This window comes from Teichococcus oryzae (genome assembly GCF_008386565.1).
Lineage (GTDB): Bacteria > Pseudomonadota > Alphaproteobacteria > Acetobacterales > Acetobacteraceae > Pseudoroseomonas > Pseudoroseomonas oryzae.
Genome location: NZ_VUKA01000040.1, coordinates 1 through 11,212 on the forward strand (window position 1 = coordinate 1; position 11,212 = coordinate 11,212).

Genomic DNA, 11,212 nt, shown 5'->3' on the forward strand with positions numbered 1-11,212 from the left:
AAGTGCATGGACCAGGTGCCTCCGCCCAAGGCAAGGGCGGCGGCGCCAAGCCAGGCAGTGCCCATCCAGCGGCCCGCTGTTGCCCGCGCTCGTCCTGCCAGGTCAAGCGCTGCAAAGGAGGCGGCTATTGCAACCGTGATGGACAAGGTGACGAGGAGCGGGTCCTGGCTCCCAAACATCAAATGGCTATTCAAGCAGCGCTTTCCTCCCAGTGAAGCCTGGGCGCCCCGCCGGAGGAGTGGCTTCTTGGACAACCCGGACTTGGCCTTGATAATTCAATTCATAGTTGCGCCAATGAAATCGTTCAATTCCCATATATTAGCTTAGAACGGCAACCAATGAGAGGAGATCCGCTCCGCCAGCCTGAAGAATTATTGCAGATGGCTCATCGGCAGGAGTGTCCGAAAGGCAGTTGATGCGCGGACTATGAACAGCAGAAAGATCGGCAATCTGAACAACATCCGCATTGGCTAGCCACAGAGTGGCCGCCGGAGCTGCGCCCATAGCAACAATATATCGCCACTCACACCTGATAAGGCCCAGGCTATGATTTCTGCCAGCTTTTCTTAAAGGATTCTGGATCACGCGGCGCGCTGATCCAGCGTTTCTCGCATTGACGCCCTGCTTCGAACAGCGGCGGAGATCCTGTCTGCCACGGCCTTCCAAAGAAAGGCCCGTGCAGGCCACCTGAAGATGAGGACGGCCTCTGGCTTGGCCGTTCGACTTGATGGAACCTTCTCTGCGCTGGCGCTTTGCTCTGCCGTTCAGGAGATTGAACGGCGCGGGGGCCTGGGTGCTTTTCACAGGACAGTTTCGGCTCAATTTCTCTGCTTTCCGTCACGGAACAAGACGGTCCCGGGACAACATCGCCAGTGCTGGCGGGTGGCGGGGCACTTCAGCTCAGGTTCTGCTTGTCGCCCTTGGCATGGCTCTGTTCGTGACCATAGCCCAGGATCAGGCCTTTGAAGCCACCGCACAGGAAGCATCCTCTGCAACCGGCCTGAAACTGAACCCTGGCAATATCAGCCGGATCGAACTTGCTGCCACCTTCAGGACGGGCCATCCGGGACGGGTGACGGAAGCGCCGATTGTTCAGGGCGATACCCTGTTCCTGATGACAGGCTTCCCCCACACGCTCTACGCCCTCGACCTCGCCAAGCCCCGCATTCCCGTCAAATGGCGATTCCAGCCGGAAGCCGACAGCGCCGCCCGTGGGCATGCGTGCTGCGGAAAGGGCGGGGGCGGGATGGCCCTCGCCGGAGGGCGCCTCTATCTCAACACGCTTGATGGCCGGACCATCGCCCTCGATGCAGGGAACGCCAGGGTGATCTGGGCGGCACGGGTGGCTGATCCGTCGCTGGGGGAAACATTGGCCGCGGCGCCCCTTCCATCAGGCGATGCGGTCTTCCTCGGCAATGCCGGGGACCGCTTCGGCGTCAGGGGCTGGATCGCCGCCCTGGATGCCGCGGATGGCCACATGCTCTGGCGCCATTACAGCACCGGGCCGGATGGCGAAGTGGGCATCGGTCCGGAGTTCCGGCCTGTTCACGGAGATGACGGGGCGGCGGAGCGTGGTGTCGCTTCCTGGCCTCCCTCGGCGTGGCAACGGGGGGGCGGCACCGTGCCAGGCCCGATCCTCCAGGATCGGGCAACCGGGCTCATCCTCCATGGAACGGGCTATCCGGCGCCCTGGGTGCCGGACCAGCGCCAGGGCGACAACCGCTGGACCTCCGGCCTTTTCGCGCGGGATGCCGGAAGCGGCATGGCACGGTGGTTCCTGCCCATCAACACCCATGACCTCTATGCCCTTGGTGCCGCCGCGCCGAGCCTGTTGCTGGACAGGGAATGGGAGGGGCGTCCACGCCAGCTCCTCGTGCATCCCAATGGCAACGGCCATGTCTACGTGATCGACCGCGGCAGCGGCGAGCTTCTCTCGGCCGAGGCCTTCGCGCCGGTCAACGCCACTGCGGGGGTCGATCGCCGCACGGCCACCCTGATCCGCAACCCGGACAAGGCGGTGCGCCGCGGGTTGATGACGCGCGACATCTGCCCGGCGCGGCCAGGCGCCGTGACGGGCGCCTCGGCCTTCCTGCCGGAAACCGGGCTTCTCTACATCCCGTCTCGCCGGCTCTGCATGGATATGGAAGCGCGGAACGCGAACCACATTCCCGGCACCGGCTTCACCGGCGCGAATATCCGCCTCCGCCCGGCGGAGGGGGAGGCGGTAAGGGGCGCCCTGGTCGGTTGGGATCTCGCCGCCGCCCGGCCCGCCTGGACGGTGCCGGAGCGCTTTCCACTTTCAGGGGGCGTGCTGGCGCTGGAGGGAGGGCTGGTCCTCTATGGCACCGTCGATGGGGTGCTCAAGGCCCTTGACGGGCGGACAGGCGCCGAAATCTGGCGCTTCCAGGCCGCTTCGGGGATCGTCAGCCAGCCCCTGGCGTTTACGGGCCCCGATGGACGGCCCTGGCTCGCGGTTCTCGCCGGCAGCGGCGACGGCCCGGAAGCCGAGATCGACCGGCGCGACGCGACGGCGCAAAGCGGCCTGGCGAATGTGCTGCGGGATTTGCCGCATCCTGCCGATCCATCCTCCATCCTTTACCTGTTCCGTCTGCCATGATGGCCTCCCGGTTTGCCCTTCTGGCATTCCTGGCCTTGCTTGCCGGCTGCAAGCGGGAGGAACGGGAAGCACGCCTCGCTCCTCCCATCGCGGAAGCCCAAGGCGCCGTCCTGGTCATGCCCAACGGCATCAGCGGCCGCCCGCATGACGTGATCGCCGCGCAGGGCGATGCCTTCCGCAACAACGCCTATCAGCTTTCGCAGGGAAAGCGGCTCTTCGAATGGTTCAACTGCCAGGGCTGCCATGCCGATGGGGGCGGGGCTTCCGGCCCGGCCCTGATGAATGGCTGGTGGCGCTACGGCCCCGATCCTGTCTCGATCTTCCTTTCCATCCGCGACGGCCGCCCGAACGGCATGCCCCCCTACCGGGACAAGCTGACGACGGAGCAGATCTGGCAGCTTACCGGCTATCTCCAGACGCTTGGCGCCTCCACCGCCAGCCTGGCCTCCACCAGCCGCAACGACGCCATGCACTCACGCCCGGCCGAGAACCGGGCGCCGGCCCAGGCCGGCCATACGACACGGCCCAGCCCATGAATACAGCCCGCCTGCCACATCTTTTCCTGCTTCTGCCACTCGCCGGCTGCTCGGGCTGGCAATCGGCGCTGGACCCGCGCGGCAGCACGGCGGAGGAGCTGCACGGGCTGTTCTGGCTTTTCACCATCACCTGCACGGCGGTCTGGGGCGCGGTCCTGCTGGTGCTGGCCGCGGCGCTCTGGCGGCGGCGGCATCCGGCCGGGATTTCGGAGGCGCAACAGGCGCGGTCGGAGCGCCGTTCCGGCGTTGCCATCGGCGCGGCCGTCGCCGCCACGGTGGTGATCATCACCGGCCTGACCTTTGCCAGCTATCTCGCCACGCGCGGCATCGCGGAGGAGCATCCGGAAGCCCTGACCATCCGGGTGCGCGGATATCAATGGTGGTGGGAAGTCCTTTATGCCGATTCTGCGCCTCACCGGGCTTTCCTCACCGCCAATGAGCTGCACCTGCCGGTGGGGCGGCCCGTGCGGCTGGAACTGGCGACGGCGGACGTGATCCATTCCTTCTGGGTGCCGAACCTGGCCGGCAAGCAGGACATGATCCCGGGGCGGGAGAACGTGCTGGTCTTCACGCCGCGGGAGCCTGGCACCTACCGCGCGCAATGTGCCGAGTTCTGCGGCATCCAGCACGCCCATATGGCGCTGCGGATCGTGGTGGAGGCGCCCGCGGATTTCGAGCGCTGGCGCGAGGCGCAGATCGCCGAAGCCGCGCCGCCCATGACGCCGGAGGAGGAGGCGGGGCGCCAGGTGATGGAGAGCAAGGCCTGCGGCGCCTGCCACACCGTGCGCGGCACGGCCGCCGCCGGCACGCTGGGGCCGGACCTGACCCATGTCGGCGGGCGGCAGACCATCGCCGCCGGCATGCTGCCCACCACGCGCGGATCGCTGGCGGCCTGGATCGCCGATCCGCAAACGGTCAAGCCTGGAAACAACATGCCCATGGTGCCACTGACGGCCGAGGAATTGCAGGCCGTCTCGGCCTATCTGGCGAGGCTGCGATGACGCGGCCGCCGGAAGACCGCGACCTGCGCGACACCGCGCTGGATACGGGCCAGGAGCCGGATGCGCTGGAGCGGCGCCTGGCCCGGATCTGGCGCACCCCGCCCGGGCTGGTCAATGCGCTCTCCACGGTGGACCACAAGATCATCGGGCGGCGCTACATCGTCACCGCCTTCGTCTTCCTGGCTCTGGGCGGCGTGCTGGCCATGTTGATGCGGCTGCAGCTGGCGCAGCCGGAAAGCCGCTTCCTTTCGCCGGATCTCTACAACCAGGTCTTCACCATCCACGGCGCGAACATGATGTTCCTGTTCGCCGTGCCGGTGATGGAGGCGATGGCCATTTACTTCGTGCCGCTGCTGGTGGGCACGCGCAACATCGCCTTTCCGCGCCTGGGCGCCTTCTCCTACTGGGTTTATCTTTTCGGCGGCAGCATGCTCTGGATCGCCTTCATCCTGCAGATGGGGCCGGATGTCGGCTGGTTCGCCTATGTGCCGCTCGCCGGCCCGCAATATTCCAGCGGAAAGCGCGCCGATATCTGGGCGCAGATGATCACCTTCACCGAGATCTCCGCCCTCGCCGTGGCGATAGAGATCGTGGTGACGGTGCTGAAACAGCGCGCCCCGGGCATGTCGCTGGACCGCATCCCGCTCGTCGTCTGGGCCTGGCTGGTCATGGCCTTCATGATCATCATGGCCATGCCGGCAGTGGTGACGGCCAGCTCCATGCTGATCCTGGACCGGCTGGTGGGCACGCATTTCTTCAACCCGGCGGAAGGCGGGGACGTGCTGCTCTGGCAGCACCTCTTCTGGTTCTTCGGCCACCCGGAGGTCTACATCATCTTCCTGCCGGCGGTGGGCATGATCTCCACCATGCTGCCGGCCTTCGTGCGGCGGCCCATCTTCGGCTACCTGCCGCTGGTGATGGCGCTGCTGACCATGGGCCTGCTTTCCTTCGGCCTTTGGGTCCACCACATGTTCACCACCGGCCTGCCGAGGCTGGGGGAAAGCTTCTTCACCGCCTCCTCCATGGCCATTGCCGTCCCGGCGGGGGTGCAGATCTTCTGCTGGCTGGCGACGATCTGGCTAGGCCGCCCGGCCTTCCGCGTGCCTTTCTTGTTCATCCTGGCGTTTTTCTTCACCTTCGTGCTGGGCGGCATGACAGGCGTGATGGTGGCCTCCGTCCCGCTCGACACCCAGGTGCATGACACCTATTTCGTCGTGGCCCATTTCCACTACGTGCTGGTCGGCGGCGCGGTCTTCCCGCTGCTGGGCGCCATCTATTACTGGTTCCCGAAGATCACCGGCCGGATGATGAGCGAGCGCATCGGCCGCTGGGTGGCGGGCCTGCTCTTCCTCGGCTTCAACTTCACCTTCTTCCCCATGCATATCCTGGGGCTGCAGGGCATGACGCGGCGCATCTACGCCTACCCGGCCGAGATGGGCTGGGGCGGGATGAACCTCTTCGTCAGCCTCTGCTCGGTGGCGATGGCGGCGGGCTTCCTGCTCTTCTTCATCGATATCTTTCGCAGCGCGCGCCATGGCGAGCCAGCCGGCGACAATCCCTGGGAGGCCTCGACCCTGGAATGGGCGACATCCTCGCCCCCGCCGCCCTACAACTTCGTCCGCATCCCCGTGGTGACCAGCGCGAGCCCGCTTTGGGACGAGAAGGGCAGCCTGCCCGTTGTATCGGGCCTGGCCGTGAACCGGCGGGAATTGCTGATCACCGGCATGGGGAACGCCACGCCGGAAGTGCGGGAAACCTCGCCGCAGAACTCCATCTGGCCTTTCTTCGCGGCCATCGCGACCAGCGTCATGCTCGTCGCCTCCATCTTCACGCCCTGGGCGGTGGTCTGGGGGGCGATCCCCCTCACCATCACCCTGATCGGCTGGTTCTGGCCGCGCGGCACGCCGGAGGACGATTCATGAAGCATCGCATCGTCGCCGATCTTTCCGGCCTGCCGCTGCATGGCGCCGGCAGCAGCAGCCAGACCTGGTGGGGCACGCTGGCCTTCATGCTGATCGAGGGTATCGGCTTCGTCCTGGCCCTTGCCGTTTATCTCTACCTCGCGAGCATCGCGCCGCAATGGCCATTGGGCGCGCCGCCGCCGGACCCCTGGCCCGGCACGATCATTGCCGCCCTGCTGCTGCTCAGCGCCATCCCGAACTGGCTGGTGGGGCGCTGGGCGGAGGCGCAGGATCTCCGTAAGGTGCGGATCGGCCTTGTGATCATGTCGGTGGCCGGCATCCTGCCGCTGATTGTCCGTATATGGGAGTTTCCGGCGCTCAACGTTTCCTGGGACAGCAATGCCTATGGCTCGATCCTCTGGATCCTGCTCGGCCTGCACACGGCGCATATCCTCACCGACGTGATGGATACGCTGGTTTTGACCGCGGTGATGTTCACCCGCCATGGCGACAACAAGCGCCGCTACGGCGATGCGCAGGACAACGCGCTCTACTGGTATTTCGTGGTCCTGACCTGGCTGCCCATCTATCTCTGCATCTATGGAGTGCCGCGGCTATGACGGCGGCATCGGCATGGCGCCACCTGATGCCTGTGGCGGGCATCCTTCTTGGGCCGGGCATCTGGGCCGTGAACATGGAACTCGGGCAGATCCTCGCCTATCCCGAATGCAGCGGCGGCTTCCGCTTCAGCACGCTGGCGACCTTCCTGGGCGCCGCCCTCGCGCTGCTGGGCGCTTTCCTGTCCTATCGCGCATCGGGGTTCCGGGGCGGCAAGGGGGGGCCGTCCGCCTTCGTGGGGTCCGTTTGCGCGCTGCTGGGCAGCATCTTCGCCTTTGCCCTGCTGCTGCAAGGCGGCGCCACCCTGGTCCTGACGGGGTGCGAACGATGATCCGCGCCTTCCTGCCGGTGCTGGGAATGCTGCTCGCCGCCAGCGCTGCCCAATCCCATGGAGGCGGGGATCACGGGCCGCAATGGACCTTCGATCCCTGGGTGGTGGCGCCGCTGCTCCTGTCCCTCGCGCTTTATCTCGGGGGCACGCTGCGGCTCTGGCGCAGGGCCGGCTTCGGGCGCGGGATAGGGGTCCGGCAGGCCGGGGCCTATGCCCTGGGCTGGCTCAGCCTGGCCGGTGCCCTGCTGTCCCCGCTGCACTGGTTCGGGGAAAGGCTGTTCACCTGGCACATGGTGGAGCATGAGATCGTGATGGCGGTTTCGGCCCCCCTGCTGGTGCTGGCGCGGCCGGGTGGCGCCTTCGCCTGGGCCTTGCCCGCGGCCCTGCGCCGCCCGGTCTGGCGGGTGGGGCAGGCATGGCCGCTGCGCCGGGCATGGGCCTTCCTGACGGTTCCGGTGGTGGCGACGATCCTGCACGGGCTGGCCATCTGGATCTGGCATGCGCCGCCGCTTTTCGATGCCACGGTGCGGCATGTGGACATCCACCGCTTGCAGCATCTCAGCTTCCTGCTTTCCGCGCTGCTGTTCTGGTGGGCGCTGGTCCGGCGGTGCGAGCCGGGGCCGGCCGCCCTGCACATCGCCATCACCATGCTGCATACGGGGCTTCTGGGCGCGCTGCTGACCTTCGCGTCGCGCGTGCTGTATGGTGCCCAGACTGCCCAGGCCGGCCTCTGGGGCCTGACCCCGCTGGAGGACCAGCAACTGGCCGGGCTTATCATGTGGGTTCCGGCCGGGACGGTCTATGCCGCGGCGGCCCTTGCCTTCCTCGCCGCCTGGCTGCGGCGCCCCGGCAAGGCCTGGAGGGCGGATGATGCGGTTCCTTCCTGATGGCCGCGCGAAGCTGGCCGGGGCCGGGCTGCTGGCCCTTCTCCTGGCGTGGCTGGCCTTCCGGCCGGGCCCCGGCCCGGCACCAGGCAGCGCTCCGCCCGGGGACGCCATCGGCCCGCCGACGCCGCCGCAATGGCATTTCCGGGCCACCGCCTGGAGCGCCCTGGCTTTCCTGCTCCTGACGGGACTTGGCCTGGGCGCCTGGACCTTCATGCAGGGGCGGGAGCGGCACGAAGTCGCCGTCGCCCTGACCGGTGGCGATCCCCGCCGCGCCCCGGAGTTGATGACGCGCTATGGCTGCGGCGGCTGCCACACCATTCCCGGCGTTCCTGGCGCGGATGGAAAGGTGGCCGGACCGCTGACCGACATGCGGGAGCGTGTCTTCATCGGCGGCGTGGCCCGCAACAGCCCGCAGGCCATGATCGCCTGGATCGTCGATCCGCGGGCAATTTCGCCCCGCACGGCCATGCCCGCCACGGGCATCACCGAGGCCGAGGCCCGGAACGTGGCCGCCTTCCTTTACGCGCGCTAGTTCGAGAAGCCTGGCGTCCGACGTGGCGGCAGGGAATGGATATAGGTGGCGATGGCGCGCCGGTCCTCCTCCGGCAGCGCCGCCATGTTCCTGACCACATCATCCATTGAGGATTTCACGACGCGCAGATCCGGGGTGCGGCCGGTTGTCAGAACCTCGACCAGATCCTCCACCGACCAATGCCCGAGGGCCTGCGGCGTGATGTTCGGGACATAGCCCGTCCCCTCCTGGTCAGGCCCGCCGGCGAAGCGCGTTTCGGGCCTGATGGCACCGAGCAGGTTTCGCGTGGAATGGCATTCCGCGCAATGCGCGATCGCTTCCGTCAGGTAGTGGCCGCGATTCCAGGCGGCATTCCGCGACGGGTCCTCGGGCACGGCCCCCTGCTCCAGGAACAGCAGCTTCCAGAAGCCCACGCCCCGGCGCATGGTCAGCGGAAAGGGAAGCGCGTGCGGCGGTGCGCGCTCCGGGGTCGGTTCCAGCCCGCGCAGATAGGCCCAGAGGTCCCGCACATCCTCCGCCCGCATGCGCGCATAGCTAGAATAGGGAAAGGCCGGATAATAGTGCTGCCCATCCGGCGAGACGCCGGACAGCATCGCATTGGCCAGGTCAAGGCCGCGCCAGCGCCCGATGCCATGCTCCGGGTCGGGCGAGATGTTGGGCGGATGGAAGGTGCCATAGGGCGAGCCAAGCGCGAGGCCGCCCCCCAGCCGCAACCGATCCGCCTGCCCCGGCGTGGCATGGCAGGAGGAACATTGCCCCGCATCGAAAATGACCTTTCCCCGGAGGGGATCGCCATTCTCGAAGCGGGCCGCATCCGCCTCCCCGAAGGTCGGCCTGGGCGCCGTCACCGCCCAGGCGAGGCCAATGCCGCAAAGGATGAGGACTGCGGCGACGAAGACGAGAATGCGGAGCATGCGAGTCCTGCAACAGGTGAAGCCGTTCCGACCGCATCCGGTAATAGTATTTCCCTCGCGAGCCTTGGCCCTGGCTCTCCATGAACGCGCCACTGGCGCCGCGGCATGCGGGGCGCCCTCCCATCGGGCAGGTGGATGCCGATGATCCCGCTCCTCCGGAAGGCATACTAAACAGCATACTTGATATATCTACCAGCTAGTGAGCAGTGCTTATGGTTATTTAGAAACCGCAATAAACGGAGATGCTCCGATGGAAGCGCAGTGGGTTCAACCGGTCAGCGCAACGGCTTGTGCAAGGGTAGCGGCTGGTGTCTGGTAGCCAAGGGTTTTTCTCGGCCGGGTGTTGAGCCGCAGCGCGATCGCGTCGAGATCATCCTGGCTGTGCACGGATAGATCCGATCCCCTGGGCAGGTGCTGCCGCAAAAGACCGTTGGTGTTCTCGTTGCTGCCCCGCTGCCAGGGGCTGCGAGGATCACAGAAGTACACCGCAACATCCACCGCAACGGCGAAACGCCTGTGCTGGGCCAGCTTCATTCCGCAGTTCCAGGCCAGCGACGACATCAGCCTCCGCGGAACTTGCTGGACTGGCCGACCAGCGCATCAACTACGCATTCCATGCTGGACGCGCGGCAGGACGGCCGCTGCCACAATGGCTGCACCCGCTGCTGTTGCCGCACATCCGCAATTCCAGCTTCGCCCGCACCGTTCAGGGGCTGAGCGACACCCTGACGGTTCGTAGCTACGAGTTGTTGCTTGCCATCGCCGACACGCCAGAGCGGGAGTTGCGCAGCTTGCAAGCGGTGCTGGGCCGAGGCCGGATGGCATCGTACTGACGGGCGATGCCCATCTGCCGCAAAGTATCACGCTGCTGCGTCAAGCTAGGTTACCGGTGGTGGAAAGTTGGATCTTCAGCGCGCCGATCATCGACATGGCAGTGGGCTTCGATCTCGGCGCCGCCGCCTTTGCGATGGGCCGCCATCTAATCGCGCGGGGATATCGACATATCGGTTATGCTGGTTACGCCCCGGCCGAGAACAGCCGCTTCCTGGAACGCCAGCAAGGCTTCCAGCGTGCCCTGCGTGAGGCCAGATTAAGTGACGACCTGCTTTTCCATGCCGAGGAGCGTAGCGGATTCAGGGGCGGCAGGCTGGCACTGGAGGCGTTGCGCATGCGCGAGCCGCGGCTGGACGCAATCTTTTGCAGCACCGATGTCTTCGCGGCCGGCCTGATCTTCGAGTGCCAGCGCCATGGCATCCGGGTGCCAGTGGATCTGGCTGTGGCCGGTTATGGCGATTTCGAGATCGCGGCGGAGATCGTGCCGCGGTTGAGCACAGTGCGGACCCGTGGCTACGAGATCGGCCAAGCCGCCGCCCGGCTGATCCTCGATCGCGCTGAGGGCCGCGAAGCGCCGGCCCGCTACGATGTGGGCCATGAGCTGGTGCTGCGGGAAAGCAGCTGAGGTCGTGTGGATGATCAGCAGCAACGTTTCAGCGCGACAATCAATTCATCTCGTGCGGCTTGAAGGAGGTGCCTTCCTCCCCCTCCACGGCGACCTACCTGATAACGCGGTATTCGGCCTCACTGCCGCGGTCGGCCTTCGTGCAAGCGGTGTTGCTACCGCATTATGGCTCCTTCGCCGTTGTGCTGGGTGCCTGCGCGGTGTCAGCACGCTTCCTTCCGCATCGCGAGCACCCGGGTGGCACTGTGGTCGCGACCTGGTGGGATTTGCCAGCCCGCATGGCGGGAGTGACGGCGCTTGTCGTGACCCTCACCGCGGCCGCTGTGTGGGTTGGTCCGCAAGTCGTGTCATGCTTTCGAGCTTCCCGATTTTCAGCGCCATCCTGGTCGTCTTTGCCCACCGGATGCGGGGAGCGT

At 66.5% G+C, this 11,212-nt stretch carries 12 protein-coding genes and 1 pseudogene; 10 read left to right on the top strand and 3 right to left on the bottom strand.

The features are described 5' to 3' along the window. The coding region (locus F0Q34_RS22695) for an MHYT domain-containing protein (protein ID WP_370751316.1) at positions 1-179 on the bottom strand (179 nt) is incomplete at its 3' end. A gap of 746 nt (positions 180-925) precedes the next feature. Between F0Q34_RS22695 and F0Q34_RS20970 the strand changes: the two genes are divergently transcribed. The 8 genes from F0Q34_RS20970 (at position 926) to F0Q34_RS22410 (ending at position 8,423) form a co-directional block, all read left to right on the top strand. After that, positions 926-2,617: an outer membrane protein assembly factor BamB family protein gene (locus F0Q34_RS20970; protein WP_456316255.1), complete on the top strand. Its 1,692-nt coding sequence runs from the start codon at positions 926-928 to the stop codon at positions 2,615-2,617. Positions 2,618-2,733: 116 nt separating this feature from the next. Further along, complete coding sequence (locus F0Q34_RS20975; protein WP_241665616.1) at positions 2,734-3,153, top strand: c-type cytochrome; 420 nt, start codon at positions 2,734-2,736, stop codon at positions 3,151-3,153. After that, the gene (gene coxB, locus F0Q34_RS20980) at positions 3,150-4,154 is read left to right on the top strand and encodes a cytochrome c oxidase subunit II (RefSeq protein ID WP_149814329.1); all 1,005 of its coding nucleotides are present in this window, start codon (positions 3,150-3,152) and stop codon (positions 4,152-4,154) included. The genes F0Q34_RS20975 and coxB overlap by 4 nt, the downstream gene beginning before the upstream one ends. Beyond that, complete coding sequence (ctaD, locus tag F0Q34_RS20985) at positions 4,151-6,076, top strand: cytochrome c oxidase subunit I (RefSeq protein WP_149814330.1); 1,926 nt, start codon at positions 4,151-4,153, stop codon at positions 6,074-6,076. The genes coxB and ctaD overlap by 4 nt, the downstream gene beginning before the upstream one ends. Then, entirely contained in the window at positions 6,073-6,675 is a 603-nt protein-coding gene (locus F0Q34_RS20990; RefSeq protein WP_149814331.1) for a cytochrome c oxidase subunit 3, read from the top strand. Before ctaD ends, F0Q34_RS20990 begins: the two co-directional genes overlap by 4 nt. Next, the gene (locus tag F0Q34_RS20995; RefSeq protein ID WP_149814332.1) at positions 6,672-7,004 is read left to right on the top strand and encodes a hypothetical protein; all 333 of its coding nucleotides are present in this window, start codon (positions 6,672-6,674) and stop codon (positions 7,002-7,004) included. Before F0Q34_RS20990 ends, F0Q34_RS20995 begins: the two co-directional genes overlap by 4 nt. After that, positions 7,001-7,891 carry a cytochrome c oxidase assembly protein gene (locus tag F0Q34_RS21000; protein ID WP_149814333.1) on the top strand — a complete coding sequence of 297 codons (891 nt, stop codon included), beginning with the start codon at positions 7,001-7,003 and terminating at the stop codon, positions 7,889-7,891. The genes F0Q34_RS20995 and F0Q34_RS21000 overlap by 4 nt, the downstream gene beginning before the upstream one ends. After that, complete coding sequence (locus tag F0Q34_RS22410; RefSeq protein ID WP_241665617.1) at positions 7,875-8,423, top strand: c-type cytochrome; 549 nt, start codon at positions 7,875-7,877, stop codon at positions 8,421-8,423. The genes F0Q34_RS21000 and F0Q34_RS22410 overlap by 17 nt, the downstream gene beginning before the upstream one ends. Here the strand turns inward: F0Q34_RS22410 and F0Q34_RS21010 are convergent. Then, positions 8,420-9,337 carry a c-type cytochrome gene (locus F0Q34_RS21010; protein WP_149814334.1) on the bottom strand — a complete coding sequence of 306 codons (918 nt, stop codon included), beginning with the start codon at positions 9,335-9,337 and terminating at the stop codon, positions 8,420-8,422. The genes F0Q34_RS22410 and F0Q34_RS21010 overlap by 4 nt on opposite strands. Before the next feature lie 267 nt (positions 9,338-9,604). Beyond that, positions 9,605-9,901, bottom strand: a pseudogene (locus tag F0Q34_RS21015) (IS30 family transposase); the annotation flags it as partial. 104 nt (positions 9,902-10,005) lie between these two features. Between F0Q34_RS21015 and F0Q34_RS21970 the strand changes: the two are divergent. Then, on the top strand, positions 10,006-10,170 hold the full coding sequence (locus tag F0Q34_RS21970) for a hypothetical protein (protein ID WP_161600986.1): 165 nt from the start codon (positions 10,006-10,008) through the stop codon (positions 10,168-10,170). A gap of 26 nt (positions 10,171-10,196) precedes the next feature. Then, positions 10,197-10,796, top strand: coding sequence for a substrate-binding domain-containing protein (locus F0Q34_RS21020; protein WP_370751318.1), 600 nt, complete (start codon positions 10,197-10,199; stop codon positions 10,794-10,796). The last annotated feature ends 416 nt before the right edge of the window (positions 10,797-11,212 follow it).